We start from the raw sequence: 15,835 nt of genomic DNA, 5'->3' as shown, positions 1-15,835 counted from the left end.
GCAGCCCGTCAGCTGGCATGCTGCCCGGCTAGTGCGCCAATGCAACTCATTATCAACTACTGGAATTCCCGGATGAAAACCCCATTCCGCCAGGGCTTGTATGCCCTGCTGCTGGCCAGCTGCATTGCGCCGGCCAGTGCCGTCGTCGTGAAAGATATTGCCGGTCGCAGCGTCAATGTGCCGGACAAGGTAGAACGCATCCTGCTGGGCGAAGGCCGCCTGTTTTACGCACTGTCGCTGCTGGAAGGCAACAAGCCGCTGGCACGCATTGCCGGCTGGCAGGGCGACTTCCGCAAGCTCGACCCGCAAGGTTATAGCGCTTACCGCCAGCAGTTTCCCGAGATCGACCGCATCCCGCTGATCGGCGAAACCTCGGAAGACACCATCAGCGCCGAAAAAGTGCTGACGCTGAAGCCGGATCTGGCGATTTTCAGCATCTCGGGCCACGGCCCCGGCCTCGATAACCCGGTGGTGCAGCAGCTGACGCGCGCCGGCGTGCCGGTGATTTTTGTCGACTTCCGCAACAAGCCTATCGAACACACCGTGCCCAGCCTGCGACTGATGGGCAAGGCCATCCAGCGCGAAAAACAGGCCGAGGCGTTTGCCAGCTTTTACGATGGCAAGCTTGCGGATATCCGCAAGCGCCTGCAAGGCGTGAAACAGCGGCCACTGGTGTTTGCCGATGTACGCGCCGGCACTTTTGATGTGCCGACCACCGCGGGCAAGGGCAGCTTCGGCGAGATGATCGAGCTGGCCGGCGGCCGCAATCTGGGCAGCAGCCTGCTCGACAAGCCGCTGGGTCAGGTGAATATCGAGCATGTGCTGGTGCAGCAACCGAGCCACTATATTGCGACCGGCGCAGCCGGCAAGACCGATCCGCAAGGCATCCGTCTGGGTGCCAGCAGCAGCCGCGCCGATGCGCTGGCCAGTCTGAAAGTTGCGGCCAACCGTGATCAGCTCAAGGGTTTGCCGGCCGCCAAAAGCCAGAACGTGATGGCCGCCTGGCATGTGTTCTACGTGGTGCCGCAGCACATCGTGCTGATCGAGGCGATGGCAAAGTGGCTGCATCCGGCCCAGTTCAAGGACCTTGATCCGGCCAAGACTTGGGCGCAGCTGCATCAGCGCTTTGGGGCACTGACGCCAAGCGGTACCTACTGGGTGCAGCCATGAGTGTCAGCGCCAGCCTGCCGGCAGAGCCAGCCGACGTTGGCCGCAGCTATAGCCGGCTGATGCGCCAGCGCACAGCCTGGCTGCTGGCCTGGGTCGCCATCATCTTCGCCTCGCTGCTGCTCGACTTTACCGTCGGCCCGTCCGGGCTGGGCCTTGCCGAGCTGTTCGCCGCCCTGCAAGGCCAGGGCGAGCTGATGCACCAGATCATCGTCTGGGACATTCGCCTGCCTTACGCCCTGCTGGCCATCGTGGTCGGCATGGCGCTGGGGCTGGCTGGTGCCGAGATGCAGACCGTGCTCAATAATCCGCTGGCCAGCCCGTCTACCCTCGGCCTGTCTTACGCGGCGGCGCTCGGTGCCTCGCTGGCCATCGTGCTGCAGGCCAGCCTGCCGGGTATCCCTGCCGGCTGGCTGGTGCCGACCAATGCCTTCCTGTTTGCCATGGCGGCCGCCTTGCTGCTGGACGTCGTCGCGCGCTGGGGCCGCATGAGCAGCAATTCGGTGGTGATGTTCGGCATTGCGCTGGGTTTCAGCTGCAATGCGCTGCTGTCGCTGGTGCAGTTTGCCGCCAGTGCCGAGGCGCTGCAAAGCATGGTGTTCTGGACCATGGGCAACCTGTCGCGCGCCAGCTGGAGCAATATCAGCCTGCTGACACTGGTGCTGGCGATCTGCCTGCCGTGGGCGCTGCGTCACAGCTGGCGACTGACGGCGCTGCGTCTCGGAGAAGACCGCGCCGCCAGCTTCGGCATCGATGTGCGCCGCCTGCGCCTTGCCACCCTGCTGCGCGTCAGCCTGCTGGCCGGCACCGCGGTGGCCTTTGCCGGAACCATCGCCTTTATCGGCCTGGTCGCCCCGCATATCGCGCGCAAGCTGTTCGGCGAGGATCACCGCTTTTACCTGCCGGCCTCGGCGCTGATAGGTGCGGCCGTGCTGTCCTGGGCCTCGCTGGCCTCCAAGACCTTGCTGCCCGGCATCATCATTCCGGTCGGCATCGTCACCTCGCTGGTCGGCATTCCCTTCTTCATGCTGGTGGTGCTGCGTCAGGGGAGAAGCGCATGAGCGGCCTGCAACTGCAACAACTGGCCGCCCGCTATGGCGAGCGCGTCATCCTGCACGATGTCAGCAGCAGCCTGTTGCCGCGCGGCGAAGTCACCGCAGTGCTGGGGCCGAATGGCTGCGGCAAATCCACCTTGCTGAAGGCATTAGCCGGCCTGCTGCCGGCACGCGGCCGACTCTTGCTGGATGGCCGCGACCTGTCGACGCTGAGTCTGGAGGCGCGCGCGCGCCACATCGTCTACCTGCCGCAAAGCCTGCCGCCTTCGCTGCATCTGCGCGTGTTCGAGTCGGTGATGGTGGCGGCCAACGCCGGCCGCCTCGGCCTGCAAAACCGCCAGCAGACGGCCGAGGTCGACAGCCTGCTGCAACGGCTAGGCATTGCCGCGCTGGGCATGCGCTTTCTGGATGAACTTTCCGGTGGGCAGAAACAGCTGGTCGGCCTGGCGCAGGCGCTGATCCGCCAGCCTGATCTGCTATTGCTAGACGAGCCGCTGTCGGCGCTGGATCTGAATCACCAGTTCCAGGTAATGCAGCTGGTCGCCGACGAGACCCGCCGCCGCCAGATCGTGACGCTGGTGGTGCTGCACGACATCAATATTGCCCTGCATCACACCGCACGCAGCCTGTTGCTGAAAGACGGCCGGGTGCTGGCTTGCGGCCAACCCGCCGACGTTATCACCCCGGCCGCACTGGCCAGCGTGTATGGCGTGCGCGCGCGTATCGAGGCCTGCTCGCGCGGCCGCCTGAACGTGATGATCGATGGCAGCCTGGCTGCCTGAATCTGACCGGGCCGGCGCTGTCGGCCCTTTTTTGTGAGGAAATCGCGATGCCGCCACCAAGCAATCGCCGTTACAACTACACCGCCCGGGTCGTGGCCAAACAGATGCTGACACCGCGCATGTGCCGCGTCAGCCTGAGCTGCCCCGAGTTTGCCGAGTTCCATCACGACAACGGTATCAACATCAAGCTGTACTTTGAGCGCGCCGATGGCAGCCGCGCCTCGCGCGCCTATACCGTCAGCCATTTTGACCCGGCCACGCTGCGCCTCGATATCGACTTCCTGCTGCATGAGCCGAACGGTATCGCTGCCGAATGGGCAGAAACCGCCGAGATCGGCAGCAACCTCGACATCATGGGGCCACGGGTGCTTATCGACATGAGCAGCAGCCCGCAAGTGCTGCTACTGGGCGATTTGTGCGCGCTGCCGGCGATCAGCCGCCAGCTGGCCAGCTTGCCGGCTGATGCCATCGGTCAGGCACTGATTGCCGTGCCTGACCAACACGAAATCATCGATCTGGCTCACCCGGCCGGGGTGAAGATTCAATGGGTGGTCGATGAGGCAGTCGATGCCCTGCTGCCCGCGCTGGCCGCCCTGCCGCCAGACAGCTGGCAACAGGCATTCCTGTGGTGCACCGCCGAATCCGGCGTGGTGCGTCGCACCCGGGAATATTTTGCCAGCCACGGCCGGCCGGGGCGCGCCAATACCTATCTGGTCGGCTACTGGAAACAGGGGCTGGATGAAGACAGCTATCACGGCATTCGTCACGACGAGATGGACGAGGCCTGAGCCGGTTGCGGCCAACCTTGGCCGCAACACGGCAGCTGTGGCAGCATGGCAGGCTTGTTGACCGGAGCCTGCCATGACCACCCCCACCCTGCTCGACGCCAGCGGCCTGATCGCCGCCCAGCGTGAATTTGCCGCCGAACGCCAGTGGCAAGCCTTCCACACCCCGCGCAATCTGATGCTGGCACTGACCGGCGAAGTCGGCGAACTGGCCGAGCTGTTCCAGTGGCTGACGGATGAAGAAGCCGCCCGCATTGCCGACGACCCGACCCGCAAACTGCGCCTGCAGGAAGAGATCGCCGACGTGATGATGTATCTGGTGCGCCTGGCCGATGTCTGTGAGGTCGATCTCGATCATGCCCTGCGCGACAAGATCCAGAAGAATGCCCGCAAATATCCGGCCGGCGCCGCGGCTTATCTCTTGCAGAAATAACCATGCCTTTAGCATGGATGACACAGCCGCAGCCGCTAAAGCCAACAAAGGAAATCAAATATATCTGCCATTTTTAAACAATGAATTTAAATTCATTTGATATGCCTGATTTCCCAATTGGCATTGTGATACCCTGCCGGCTGTCATCAATGCCTTGATTTCACACGATGAATCCGACTGACCCTCTGAGCTTCCGCCCCTGCCAGGAACCCGGTAGCGACCGCCTGCGGCAAGTTTTGCTGCACCTGCCGCAACCGCTGGTGCTGTATGCGGCCAACGGTCAGCTCGAATATCTGAATCCGGCGGCGCAGGAGCTGCAAGTGCCGCACCTGAGCCAGATCAGCAGTGCCGCCGCCCCGCTCAATCGCGAGGTAAGACTGAATGATAGCCATGGCAATGTGCGCCACTTTCTGATCAACAGTCAGCTGCTGCGCAATAGCGCCGGCGAAGTGGATGGCCTGCTGGAAAGTTACACCGACATCACCCATCAGCAACAGGAAGCGCAACGGCTGCAGCTGCTGCAAGGCCATCTGCTGGAACTGGCTCATCGTGACTCGCTGACCAATCTGGCCAATCGCCGCTTTCTGGAGCTAGCCCTCGAAAAGCTGGCCGCCGACAAGGAACAGCGCGTCGTCGCCCTGCTGTATGCCGATCTGGACGGCTTCAAACCGGTCAATGATATCCATGGCCATATCGTCGGCGATGCCGTACTGGGCCGGGTTGCCGATCGCCTGCGCCAGACACTGCGCGGCACCGATCTGCTGGCGCGTATCGGCGGTGACGAGTTTGCCATCCTGCTCGACGGCATCAGCGAGGCCGGTGCCAAGGCAGTGGCCAGCAAGATCATCCAGGCGATTGCCACGCCATTTGCCGACTTTCCGCCGCCCAACCAGCTGGGCATTTCCATCGGCATCTGCATGTTCCGCACCGGCCCCGGCATGAGCAAGGAACTGTTCCTGCAGGCAGACCTGGCGATGTATCGCGCCAAACGCCGCGGTGGCAAACAGTTCGAGCTGACCACGCTGGGCGAATGATCCGCTCTGTGACATAAAAAATGGCCGTGTAAACGGCCATTTTTTATGGGTGAAACGGGTTTCACATGAAACGCAGCGGATTAATGCCCCACTTCTCCGGCGACTCGTGCTTGACGATCTTGTCACCGCCACCAAAGCCCAGCGGCCGCGACAGGTCGACAATCTCGGGCTGCAGATAGACATTGCTCTTGGTACTGAAAATCACCTTGACCTTGGGCGTCAGCAGACTGCCTTCGTTTTGTTCGACCACCACGCCAAGCTTGCCCGACTCCAGCAACACCAGCGTCCCCAGCGGATAAATGCCGACACAGCGCATGAAGGCCTGCACCAGCTTGGGGTCGAAATGGTACTTCGACCATTCGTAAATCTTGCGCAACGCATCAGTCGGTGGCATGCCCTTGTGATAGCAACGATCGGCGGTAATCGCATCATAGACATCGACAATCGATGACATCTTCACCAGCGTCGAAATGTCGTCACCCTTGAGCTTGTGCGGATAGCCACTGCCATCCACCCGTTCGTGATGCTGCAGGGTGATATCGAGCGGAATCTGCGCAATTTCCGGCGTGCGGCACAGAATGTCATAGCCATCTTGCGGATGCTTGCGGATGATGTCGAATTCTTCTTCGGTCAGCCGGCCCGGCTTGTTCAGCACCTCGTCCGGCACCAGCGCCTTGCCGGTATCGTGCAGCAGGCCACCTAGGCCGGCAAGACGAATGGTTTCGCGATCCATGCCGGTCGCACGGCAGAAGGCAATCATCAGCGTGCCGACACTGACCGAATGCAGAAAGGTGTAGTCGTCCTTGTTCTTGATGCGCAGCAGCGTCATCAGCGCACCGCTATTGCTGAGCACCGACTCGGTAATCGATTCGATCATCGGGTCGACCTGCTCCAGCTCGACCGCCTTGCCCAGCCGCACGTCCTGCATCACGGTTTTGACCAGCGTCTGCGCCTGGTTCTTGATACGGGCGGCGCGGCCAACCTCGTCAGCAAAAGACAGCCGGATCACCGGCGCCTCCTGCCGCGTCACCACCTCGATCATTTCCTTGTGCAGGGTTTCCCTCACCTCTTGCAGGGTCGGCGCGTGCTTGAAATCCAGCCCCTTGTCGGTGTCGATATAGACCTCGCGGATACCGGCCTCGGCCACCTTCTGCACTTCGTCTTCGGTCTTCACCAGAAAGCGCTTGCGAAAGAAGGGATGCGACGTCCAGTCGCAATTGAGGTCATGGATATACATGCCGACCTTGAGGGCCTCGATAGGGATGCACTTGATCATGGCACGGTCACCGCTTTGGCTATCTGCTTCAGTATTGGAAAGTGATGGCAGTTTAACAACTCTGCTGCCACACGCCAGCCTCCAGCACTATCGAACTGCTTGTGCCAGCACAAAACAATTGCCAACTATGAAATACATAATTTAATTTTATCTTAAATAATAACAATATTCCAAAATCATATATGGAGTTGCCAATGGAGCACACAAGGGAGAAATGGGGCCATCTGGGCCATCGCATCATCATCGCCACCGGCGTTGCCGTGACGATCGGTTTCGTCAGCATGATCGGCATCATCGCCAAGGAGAGCTACGACAATGATGTGGAACACGGCTACCAGTTGGCCGCCGAACAGGCTGGCCGCATTGCCGACAAGCTGGATGCCAAGCTCGACATTGGCTTTGCCACACCACGTAATGTCGCCAGTGCCATTGGCGGTTTACAGCGCGCCAATCTGGTTGAGCGCAAGGCGGTAGACCAGATCCTGCTGAACACGCTGGATCACACCCCCGGCGTCATCGGCATCTGGATGTTGTGGGAGCCGAATGCCCTTGATGGCAAGGACGATGCCTTCCGCCTCGACTGGCCAAAACACGACCCGACCGGCCGCTATTCGCCATATATCGTGCGGGGCAGTGACGGCAAGGCCGTGCAGGACACCATGATGTCGTCCGACCGTGTCGAACAATTCCCGCAGTGGAAAGACAAGCTGCAAGCGTATCAGCCCGACTACGAAAAAGGCGGCTGGGGCGATTTCTACTTCGTACCCAAGAGCCGCGGCCGCGATACCGTCACCGAGCCCTTCTTCTACGAAGTACAGGGCAAGCAGGTGCTGGAAAGCTCGCTGGCCGTGGTCATGAAGGATGCGGCCGGCAAGATGCAGGGGGTGTCGGCGGTCGATCTGGCACTGGATGACCTGCAAAAGGAATTCGGCAGCATCCGCCTGTACGAGACCGGCTATGTGCGCATGCTGTCCGAAGGCGGCAGCTATATCGTCAACCCGGACAGCAAGCTGCTGGGCAAGACCGTGGACAAGGGCGATGCCCTGGCCGCGCAGCTCGACAAGGTGCGCAAGGGCGAGGACTTTGTCTATGAAGACGGCGGCTTCACCCACTTCTTCTATCCGGTCAGCATTGCCGATACCGGGCAGTTCTGGTCTGTCGGCATCAGCATCCCGACCGCCGCCATTTCGGCAGCGGCCACCACCCAGCGCAATCAGGCCATGCTGATCGGTGCCATCGCCATCGCGCTGATTCTCGGCATCCTGGCGGTACTGATTCGCCGCATGACCCTGCCGCTGAACACCCTGGCCGACACCATGGAACAGCTGTCGTCCGGCAAGGGCGATCTGACCGTGCGCCTCGATATCCGCAATCGCGATGAAATAGGCCGCACCGCCAGCGCCTTCAACCGCTTCATCGACAGCCTGCACGGCATGTTTGTCGAAGTGCGCGAACAAAGCCTGTCGGTCAGTCGCGCTGCCCAGCAGCTGGCCAGCTCGGCACAGCAGGTCGAATCCGCATCCAACCAGCAGTCCGAAGTCGCCAGCTCGACCGCTGCCGGTGTCGAGCAGATCACCGTCAGCGTGCATCACATCGCCAGCACTGCCGGCGAAGCCGAAACCCTGGCCAACAGCAGCGGCGAACTGACCAGCCACAGCATGCAGACGGTGGAGCAGGTCGCCAGCGAAATCCAGCGCATGACCGAAAACATGCAGCAACTGGGTGAGCGCATGAATCTGCTGGGCGAGCGCTCAGGCGAGGTCAACAGCATCGTCGGCGTGATCAAGGACATTGCCGACCAGACCAATCTGCTGGCGCTGAACGCCGCGATCGAGGCGGCCCGCGCCGGCGAACAGGGCCGCGGCTTTGCCGTGGTGGCTGACGAGGTGCGCAATCTGGCTGGCCGCACCGCCGAGGCGACGGTAGAAATCAGCCGCATCGTCGAAGCCATCGGCCTGAATACCCGCGAGGCGGTGGATGATGTCCGCAACAGCAGCCAGATGGTGGCCACCAGTGTCGGCATTGCCAATCGCGCGCGCGAAGTGATGCAGGACGTGCACCAGCAAAGCCGTCATCTGGTGGAGTACATGGCGAATATGGCCGGCTCCACCCGCGAACAGTCGGCGGCCTCGACCGAAATCGCGCGCAATGTCGAGCAGATCAGCGAGATGGCGCAGACCAACAGCCATACCGCGCGCGAAGTCCGCCATGCTGTCGAGCAGTTGCAGGACATGGCCAGCCGGCTCGAGCAGCTGGTCGGCAACTTCCGCCTGTAAAAAACGCCTGCGGCCAACTGTGCCGCAGGCTACCCCTCGCGGCACGGATTTCGTATAATCCGCCGGTTTGCTTTGCGAGACCCGCCATGATCCGTGCTACGCCGCCACAACCTGCTTTTTGCTGCCCGCTCCGGCAGCGACAGGGTCGTTTGCGCGGTGTCCGTGAGGATGCCGGGCCTTGCCATTGCACTGAATAAAGCTCCTGATCCCGGATCAGGGGCTTTTTTTTCAGCCGTTCAAGTGACACACCAAGGTGACCAACATGCCAAACCCGCTTTATCGCAAGCACATCATCTCGATACCGGATTTCACGCGCGAGGAACTGGAACTGGTCGTCGATACCGCCGCGCAACTGAAAAGCCAGCCGCGTGCCGACCTGCTGCAAAACCGCTTGCTGGCCACCTGCTTTTTCGAGCCGTCCACCCGCACCCGCCTGTCGTTCGAGACCGCCGTGCAGCGCTTGGGCGGCAATATCATCGGTTTTGCCGATGCGGCCAACACCTCGGCCAAGAAGGGTGAAACCCTGGCCGACACCGTGCGCATGATCAGCGGCTACACCGACGCCATCATCATGCGTCACCCGAAAGAAGGCGCGGCGCGTGTCGCCAGCGAATTCTCCAGCGTGCCCATCATCAATGGCGGTGACGGTGCCAACCAGCATCCGTCGCAAACCCTGCTCGACCTGTTCAGCATCCGCGAATCGCAAGGCCGCCTCGACAATCTGACCGTGGCCTTTGTCGGCGACCTCAAATACGGCCGCACCGTGCATTCGCTGGCGCAGGCGCTGTCGCTATTCGGTGCCAAGTTCTACTTTGTCGGCCCGGAAGCACTGGCGATGCCGGACTATCTGTGCCAAGAGCTGGACGAAAAAGGCATCAGCTACAGCACCGCCGCCACCATCGAGGAAGTGATTCCGCACATCGACATCCTGTACATGACCCGCGTGCAGCGCGAGCGCTTTGACGAGGCCGAGTACAAGAAGATCCAGGGCCAGTTCATCCTCAAGGCCGACATGCTGCGCCATGCCCAGCCGCATATGAAGATTCTGCACCCGCTGCCACGGGTGGACGAGATTGCCACCGATGTCGACGACACCCAATACGCCTACTATTTCGAGCAGGCGAGAAACGGCGTGTTTGCGCGCCAGGCGCTGCTGTCCCTGGTTCTGAACGAAACGGTGTGAAAGGAAAAACCATGAGCGATAAAGTCTACGCCCGCAATGTCGAAGCCCTGAAAAACGGCACCGTTATCGACCACATCCCGGCCGGCCAGGGTCTGCGCATTCTGCGCCTGTTCAAGCTGGCCGAGTACGGCGAGCGCGTCACCGTCGGCCTGAACCTCAGCAGCCGCCACATGGGCAGCAAGGATCTGGTCAAGGTCGAAAACGTGGTGCTGACCGAAGACCAGGCCAACGAGCTGGCGCTGTTCGCGCCGCGCGGCACGGTCAGCGTGATCGAGAACTTCGAGGTAGTACGCAAGCAGAAGTTGGTGATTCCGGACACGGTCGAAGGCATCTTCGCCTGCCCGAACTCCAACTGCATCTCGCATGTCGAGCCGGTGAAAACCCATTTCACCGTGCGTGTCGGCGAGCACGACACCAAGATGAAGTGCAAATACTGCGAAAAAGTCTTCAGCAAGGACATCGTGGTCGACGCCCGCTAAGTCGTGCACAAGGTTGGCCGCAAGCCTGCGGCCAACCTTGTCGCCCATGAAAAACGCCGCATCGTCTGATGCGGCGTTTTTGCGGTCAGGCCGGTGATCAGCGGCGTGACTTGCGCTTGCTCTTGCGTGCCTTGCGTTCCGGCTTGGTGCTGCTCTTGCCCAGCTCGGCCTGCTTGCCACTCAATGCCACCTTGCGGGCCTCGGTATTGGCCAGGTGACGATCCATCTCGGCCAGCAGCTTGCCCGGCACATTCATGCGACGCGACAGCTCCTGCCCCTTCTGCAGCTGCTCGGCGCTCAGGTCCTGCACGATCTGGTTCATATTGCTGGCGGCCATGGCATTGCCCTGGGCGCGTGCCAGATTGTGCAACGCGTAGGCCAGCACATTGTCTTGCTTGATGCCCTGATTGCCATAGGTGTAGTAGATCACGCCCAGATTGTTCAGCGCGCCGACGTTGTACTTGCTGGCAGCCTTGCGATACCACGAGATCGCCTGCTTCAGATCGCGCTGCACGCCCTGGCCGTTCTCGTACATGCCGCCCAGGCTGAACTGTGCCGGCGCATGGCCCTGCTTGGCCGCGCGTTCGTACCAGCGGGCCGACTCGGCGTAATCCTGCTGCACGCCCTGACCGTTGTAGTACAGGAAGCCCAGATTGGCCTGTGCCGCGATGTGGCCCTGCTCGGCTGCCTTGCGGAACCACTCGGCAGCCTGTGCCGGGTCTTTCGCTACGCCTTCGCCCTTGGCCAGCGCCAGTGCCAGATTGGCCTGCGCATTCATGTCGCCCTGCTCGGCCGCTGCACGATACAGCGACGCAGCCTGATTCATGTCCTGCGCCACCTCTACGCCGCCTTGCAGCAGCTGAGCCAGTGCGTTCTGGGCGGCAGCATGCCCCTGACGGGCAGCCTTGCCATACCACTCGGCAGCTTCGGCAAAGTCGGCAGGAATACCGTTACCGCTTTCATACAGGCGGCCCAAGCCATATTGCGCCTCGGCATCACCCTGTTCGGCGGCCTTGCGATACCAGTTGGCCGCTTGCTGTTCGGCGGCTTTCTTGTACCACTTGGCTGCTTCGGCCGGATCTTTCGGTACGCCACGGCCATCCTGATACAGCTCGGCCAGTGCAGTCTGTGCATTGGCATGACCCTGTTCGGCAGCGGCACGATACCAGCTGGCGGACTGCACGAAATTACGCTCGATGCCACGGCCGTCCTGATACAGACCCGCCAAGGCGAACTGCGCATTCGCCATGCCCTGTGCCGCGGCACGGCCATACCAGTTGGCCGCCTCGGCCAGATCTTGCGGTACACCCTGACCATTCTGGTACATCTGGCCCAAGGCAAACTGCGCACGCGCATAGCCTTGCTCGGCCGATTTCAGCTGCCACTTGGCGGCTTCGATCAGATTGCGGCTAATGCCCTTGCCGCTGGCCAGCAGGCTGGCGTAGCTGAATTGCGCCTCGGCATTGCCCTGCTCGGCCGCGCGGCGGAACAAGGCCGCCGCCTGATTATTGTTCTGCGGAACGCCAACGCCCAGTTGCGCGATCTGCGCCAGCTGGGTGCGCGCCAGCGCATTGCCCTGCTTGGCCGCCAGACCATACCACTGCGAGGCCTTGGCAAAATCCTGCGGCACGCCACGGCCATACTGGTACATCATGCCCAGCTGGGTTTGCGAGGCGATATGCCCCAGCGTAGCGGCCTTTTCATACCAGCCCATCGCGGCCTGATAGTCTTGCGGCACCCCGGCGCCATTCTCCTGCAGCATGCCCAGATTGTATTGCGCCTCGGCACTGCCTTGCGCCGCAGCCATGCCAAACCACTTGGCGGCCTGCGCCAGATCCGGCACGGTGCCCTGCCCCTTCAGGTACATCTCACCCAGCAGCAACTGGATACCGCTATTGCCTTTCTCGGCAATCGGCGTCAGTTCCAGCAGTGCCGTGGCGTAATCCCCCTTGGTGTACGCCGCACGGCCTTCTTTCAGGCCCGCCATCACAGGCGAGCTCAGCAGCAGGCTGGACAGCAATACGGAAATAGCAATTTTTCTGTTCATGAGCGTTTCTTTATGGTGTCCGTGCGAACAAACCACGCCGCAGCAAGGCTTGCAACAGGATGCAGCAATATCTTGGCGGCTAGTTTAACGACTATTTTTAAGCTCTCAAAGGATTGCGATCATTCATCCGCCATTTAGCGAAGTGGCAGTGTTGCACGGACAAGGCAAAGCGGGCAGACGGTATCAGGCCGATAACACCAGACTCAGGCAGGCCATGCCGCGGGATTTTCTGCCGGCGTCCATCGATAAATACGGCGGCCAACCATGCGCTGCCGACTGACACCCGCCGACAAGCGGCCACCGTTACCACCCAATCCACAGCCTGGCCAGCCTCTGATACGCCTATCAGCAACCACGATATCTGCCATCACAAAAATTGATTTTGGTCGGCAAGCCCATGTTTGCCATGCACTTTGTCGCGGTAGGCTATGCTGAAGAATCGGGAAAAAACTGCTCACAGGAGGCCGCCATGTTTGATAGCCGCTTCTACTTTACCGGTGCCGGCGTGCTGGGTCTGATGTTTGCCCTGGCTGGCCAATGGGCCATGCTGATACTCATCATCTTCATCATGTTTCTCGGTATCTGGCAGGCCGACATCGAACAACAGCACGATGCCTCCAGCAACGCGCTGCACCGCATCATGCAACTGTTCGAACTCCCGCCCGAAACACCGGTCATGCCGCTTGACGGCTTTATCGGCCACCAGCTGCTGCATTACGAGCAAGGCGTCCCGGTATTTCAGCAGCTATTTGACGGCGAACACTACTGGGTGCTGCGAGGCTCGCAGGCCGAGCACGCCGCCATGCCCGGCGAAATCATCGTCTACCCCGGCATGATCTACCGGCCACGCGGAGACTGATCAGACTCAACCGGCAGCAGGTCGCCAGCCGGTGCCTGCAAACCCTTGCGGATTTCCGCCAGCATCACCCCCTCCTGTGCCAGACGTTGCATGCCGGCCGCCAGCCTGACACGGTCAGCCGGCGGCATGCGGTGCGACAGATACATCCCCACCCTGATGAATAATGGCGGTGAAAAAGCCAGCCGGTACAACGGCACGCCTTGGCCAACCGTCGCCACGCCCGCCCAGCTGGCCCCGTCAAACGCCACTGGCACCCGCCGCTGACCCAATTTGCGCAGCAGGCTGTCGCGGTCATTGCTGTACTCGATACGCTGTACCGCCCGGTAAGACTGCAACTTCTGCAAAAATGCCGGGGCCAGATGCACACCGTTCAGCATGCCGATGCGCACTCCCGGCGCGGCCAACGCCTGCTCGGCGGTGGCAAAGCCCTTCTCTACCGTCATCAGATACAACTGCATGCGCAGCAAAGGCACAAAATCGGCTTGCCCCTGCATCCCCTCCTGCACCCCCAGCTGAATGAAAAGCCGGCCATTGCCAAACATCGCATTGCGCCTTGCCATCGGCACCGGCAAAGGCGTCAGACGGCAATCGGTCAGATCTGACAAGCGCCCGGCCAAGTCAACCAGCAAGCCGCGCGGCTGGCCGCTCTTGTCTATGCGGTAAAGCATGCCGTGGCTCTCGGACACCGGGTACTGATAGTCGCAAGCCCAGCCCGACACCGCCCCGCACGCCAGCAATATGCCCAACCCGGTTTTGCGCATCCTCGCCTCCCGCTGTTTCTATCAAGCATATACCACCGGCAAACCTTGCTGCCTGATGTGTTTTCGACGCATGTTTTACCCCGCCCCAGCCGGCTCAATCATGCTGATAGAATGGCCAGATCGCGATACGGAATGCCGCCATGCTGCCCAAACCCCGCCTGACCCTGCTCGCCGCCGCAGTACTTGCGGCCAACCTTACCCATGCCACCCCGACCGCCAGCACGCCGTTTACGCCGGAGCAACAACAACTGATCCGCCAGATCAGCGCCAGCGAGGCGAATGGCCTGCTGCCGCAGGTGGCGAGTGCGGCGGCGGCCAACGTTGAGAAAACCATAGAAGGGGAAAAGCAGGCGATTGCAGTCGCCAAGGATGCGCTGGAGGTTGGCCGCAAATCGGTGGACTGGTGGCTCAGCAATATCAGCTTCTGGGTTGGCGGTCTGGGCCTGCTCATCGCCGTTGCCGGCATCGGCATCCCGCTGTGGATGGGGCGCAAGCAAAAGGCCGTGCAGGATGACATCACGCAAAAGCTGAAGCAAGCCGAAGCTGCGCAACAGCAAGCTGAAAAGCACGCCAACGAAATCGAAAAGCTGCGTGATAGCGCACAGTACAAAATCAGCCTGATTCCGAATGCAGAGCAGTTCACCGGCGCACTTTCTGCCGAAGTATTGGCCAAGCTGCGCGAAGAGAAACCACCTCAAATAGTAAAGCTGATTCAACAGGCTTGGGATGCACATGAAAAAGAAGACTGGGCAGCGGCCAAGCCCCTGTGGTCGTTGCTGAGTCTGATCGAGAGCCAGGATGCCAACGTCTGGTTCAACCTGGCGTATGCCGAACAACATTCGGGTGAAGACTGGCAACTGATCTGTGATGGTTATCATCGTGCTCATCTCTTAGAGCCTTCCGCAGTTGCCTGCAATAATTGGGGCAGTGCCTTGTCCGACTGGGCTCAAACCCTGACGGGCGAGGCGCAACAGCAACGCTTTGCCGAGGCCGATCAGCGCTTGGCCGAGGCCACTCGCCTGAAGCCGGACTATGCTAATGCCTACTACAACTGGGGCACTGCCTTGTCGGATTGGGCCAACACCCTGACCGGTGAGGCTCAACAGCAGCGCTTTGCCGAGGCCGATCAGCGCTTCTCCGAGGCGACTCGCCTTCGGCCGGGCGATGCTAGCGTCTACCACAACTGGGGCATTGCACTGATGGATTGGGCGAATACTCTGGATGAGGCAAAACGCGAGGTAATCCTCGCCAAAAATGAAATCGTCTCGAAACTTGCCGCTGACAGCCAGAATCCATACCACCTAGCCTGCTTGCGAGCACATCAGCAATCCTTCGATGAAGCAAGAACCCTGCTCAAACAGGCACGCGCAACTGCTCTCCTTCCCACCTATGCGCAGCTCAGCAGTGACAAACACTTGAACACCCTACGCGAACTCGACTGGTTCAAGGCCTTGCTGGCCGAGGTCAAGCAAGAGGAAGAACGACAAGCCGCAGCCGTCTGAACAGCGCGATATCGTCAGCCAGGTTGGCCGCATGCCGTAACAGGTTCGCGGCCAACTTTGTTTCGGGTCTGGTATCCGCTAGCGCGGATCATGATTCCAATGCCGGTTCCGCCCGGCAGACGGGACAGGGGCGGGTCGCCGCCCCTGACTACCCCCCTCGCCCCAAGCAGCGCGAAACCCCGTCAAGCCGACAACC

The 15,835-nt window shown here is 61.1% G+C and carries 14 protein-coding genes; 11 read left to right on the top strand and 3 right to left on the bottom strand.

Annotated elements, in window-relative coordinates; translation table 11 throughout:
* Positions 1–72: 72 nt before the first annotated feature.
* The 6 genes from ACZ9W6_RS06270 (at position 73) to ACZ9W6_RS06245 (ending at position 5,256) form a co-directional block, all read left to right on the top strand.
* Positions 73–1,170 carry an ABC transporter substrate-binding protein gene (locus tag ACZ9W6_RS06270; RefSeq protein WP_465190233.1) on the top strand — a complete coding sequence of 366 codons (1,098 nt, stop codon included), beginning with the start codon at positions 73–75 and terminating at the stop codon, positions 1,168–1,170.
* The gene (locus ACZ9W6_RS06265; protein ID WP_465190232.1) at positions 1,167–2,228 is read left to right on the top strand and encodes a FecCD family ABC transporter permease; all 1,062 of its coding nucleotides are present in this window, start codon (positions 1,167–1,169) and stop codon (positions 2,226–2,228) included. Before ACZ9W6_RS06270 ends, ACZ9W6_RS06265 begins: the two co-directional genes overlap by 4 nt.
* A complete protein-coding gene (locus tag ACZ9W6_RS06260; RefSeq protein ID WP_465190231.1) occupies positions 2,225–3,004 on the top strand; it encodes an ABC transporter ATP-binding protein in 780 nt (259 codons plus the stop codon). Before ACZ9W6_RS06265 ends, ACZ9W6_RS06260 begins: the two co-directional genes overlap by 4 nt.
* Positions 3,005–3,051: 47 nt before the next feature.
* Positions 3,052–3,792 carry a siderophore-interacting protein gene (locus ACZ9W6_RS06255; RefSeq protein ID WP_465190230.1) on the top strand — a complete coding sequence of 247 codons (741 nt, stop codon included), beginning with the start codon at positions 3,052–3,054 and terminating at the stop codon, positions 3,790–3,792.
* 73 nt (positions 3,793–3,865) lie between these two features.
* Complete coding sequence (locus tag ACZ9W6_RS06250; RefSeq protein WP_465190229.1) at positions 3,866–4,222, top strand: nucleotide pyrophosphohydrolase; 357 nt, start codon at positions 3,866–3,868, stop codon at positions 4,220–4,222.
* A gap of 167 nt (positions 4,223–4,389) precedes the next feature.
* Positions 4,390–5,256 carry a diguanylate cyclase domain-containing protein gene (locus ACZ9W6_RS06245; protein WP_465190228.1) on the top strand — a complete coding sequence of 289 codons (867 nt, stop codon included), beginning with the start codon at positions 4,390–4,392 and terminating at the stop codon, positions 5,254–5,256.
* 61 nt (positions 5,257–5,317) lie between these two features.
* Here the strand turns inward: ACZ9W6_RS06245 and ACZ9W6_RS06240 are convergent, their stop codons facing one another.
* Positions 5,318–6,532: an HD-GYP domain-containing protein gene (locus tag ACZ9W6_RS06240; protein ID WP_465190227.1), complete on the bottom strand. Its 1,215-nt coding sequence runs from the start codon at positions 6,530–6,532 to the stop codon at positions 5,318–5,320.
* Between the two features lie 194 nt (positions 6,533–6,726).
* Between ACZ9W6_RS06240 and ACZ9W6_RS06235 the strand changes: the two genes are divergently transcribed.
* The 3 genes from ACZ9W6_RS06235 to pyrI all read left to right on the top strand — a co-directional run bounded on the left by ACZ9W6_RS06235 (position 6,727) and on the right by pyrI (position 10,470).
* Positions 6,727–8,808, top strand: a complete 2,082-nt coding sequence (locus ACZ9W6_RS06235; RefSeq protein ID WP_465190226.1) for a methyl-accepting chemotaxis protein — start codon at positions 6,727–6,729, stop codon at positions 8,806–8,808.
* 262 nt (positions 8,809–9,070) lie between these two features.
* Positions 9,071–9,991: an aspartate carbamoyltransferase gene (pyrB, locus tag ACZ9W6_RS06230; protein WP_465190225.1), complete on the top strand. Its 921-nt coding sequence runs from the start codon at positions 9,071–9,073 to the stop codon at positions 9,989–9,991.
* 11 nt (positions 9,992–10,002) lie between these two features.
* A complete protein-coding gene (pyrI, locus tag ACZ9W6_RS06225) occupies positions 10,003–10,470 on the top strand; it encodes an aspartate carbamoyltransferase regulatory subunit (RefSeq protein ID WP_465190224.1) in 468 nt (155 codons plus the stop codon).
* Between the two features lie 97 nt (positions 10,471–10,567).
* On the opposite strand, the gene ACZ9W6_RS06220 is transcribed toward pyrI, so the two are convergent.
* A complete protein-coding gene (locus tag ACZ9W6_RS06220) occupies positions 10,568–12,517 on the bottom strand; it encodes an SEL1-like repeat protein (protein ID WP_465190223.1) in 1,950 nt (649 codons plus the stop codon).
* Between the two features lie 469 nt (positions 12,518–12,986).
* Here ACZ9W6_RS06220 and ACZ9W6_RS06215 point away from each other — a divergent pair, with 469 nt between their 5' ends.
* On the top strand, positions 12,987–13,376 hold the full coding sequence (locus ACZ9W6_RS06215) for a hypothetical protein (RefSeq protein WP_465190222.1): 390 nt from the start codon (positions 12,987–12,989) through the stop codon (positions 13,374–13,376).
* Here ACZ9W6_RS06215 and ACZ9W6_RS06210 read toward each other — a convergent pair.
* Positions 13,355–14,137 carry a hypothetical protein gene (locus ACZ9W6_RS06210; RefSeq protein ID WP_465190221.1) on the bottom strand — a complete coding sequence of 261 codons (783 nt, stop codon included), beginning with the start codon at positions 14,135–14,137 and terminating at the stop codon, positions 13,355–13,357. The two genes, ACZ9W6_RS06215 and ACZ9W6_RS06210, sit on opposite strands and share 22 nt — an antisense overlap.
* A gap of 140 nt (positions 14,138–14,277) precedes the next feature.
* Here ACZ9W6_RS06210 and ACZ9W6_RS06205 point away from each other — a divergent pair, with 140 nt between their 5' ends.
* Positions 14,278–15,639 (top strand): hypothetical protein, encoded by a 1,362-nt coding sequence (locus ACZ9W6_RS06205; RefSeq protein WP_465190220.1) that lies wholly within the window; start codon positions 14,278–14,280, stop codon positions 15,637–15,639.
* The last annotated feature ends 196 nt before the right edge of the window (positions 15,640–15,835 follow it).

This window comes from Vogesella lacus (genome assembly GCF_979366295.1).
Note: the sequence above shows the minus strand (reverse complement) of the source record. Positions and strands in the feature narration are given on the sequence as shown.

Coding starts and splice junctions, on each gene's coding strand:
- ACZ9W6_RS06270 (WP_465190233.1), top strand. CDS start 73: ATGAAAACCCCATTCCGCCAGGGCTTGTATGCCCTGCTGCTGGCCAGC.
- ACZ9W6_RS06265 (WP_465190232.1), top strand. CDS start 1,167: ATGAGTGTCAGCGCCAGCCTGCCGGCAGAGCCAGCCGACGTTGGCCGC.
- ACZ9W6_RS06260 (WP_465190231.1), top strand. CDS start 2,225: ATGAGCGGCCTGCAACTGCAACAACTGGCCGCCCGCTATGGCGAGCGC.
- ACZ9W6_RS06255 (WP_465190230.1), top strand. CDS start 3,052: ATGCCGCCACCAAGCAATCGCCGTTACAACTACACCGCCCGGGTCGTG.
- ACZ9W6_RS06250 (WP_465190229.1), top strand. CDS start 3,866: ATGACCACCCCCACCCTGCTCGACGCCAGCGGCCTGATCGCCGCCCAG.
- ACZ9W6_RS06245 (WP_465190228.1), top strand. CDS start 4,390: ATGAATCCGACTGACCCTCTGAGCTTCCGCCCCTGCCAGGAACCCGGT.
- ACZ9W6_RS06240 (WP_465190227.1), bottom strand. CDS start 6,532: ATGATCAAGTGCATCCCTATCGAGGCCCTCAAGGTCGGCATGTATATC.
- ACZ9W6_RS06235 (WP_465190226.1), top strand. CDS start 6,727: ATGGAGCACACAAGGGAGAAATGGGGCCATCTGGGCCATCGCATCATC.
- pyrB (WP_465190225.1), top strand. CDS start 9,071: ATGCCAAACCCGCTTTATCGCAAGCACATCATCTCGATACCGGATTTC.
- pyrI (WP_465190224.1), top strand. CDS start 10,003: ATGAGCGATAAAGTCTACGCCCGCAATGTCGAAGCCCTGAAAAACGGC.
- ACZ9W6_RS06220 (WP_465190223.1), bottom strand. CDS start 12,517: ATGAACAGAAAAATTGCTATTTCCGTATTGCTGTCCAGCCTGCTGCTG.
- ACZ9W6_RS06215 (WP_465190222.1), top strand. CDS start 12,987: ATGTTTGATAGCCGCTTCTACTTTACCGGTGCCGGCGTGCTGGGTCTG.
- ACZ9W6_RS06210 (WP_465190221.1), bottom strand. CDS start 14,137: ATGCGCAAAACCGGGTTGGGCATATTGCTGGCGTGCGGGGCGGTGTCG.
- ACZ9W6_RS06205 (WP_465190220.1), top strand. CDS start 14,278: ATGCTGCCCAAACCCCGCCTGACCCTGCTCGCCGCCGCAGTACTTGCG.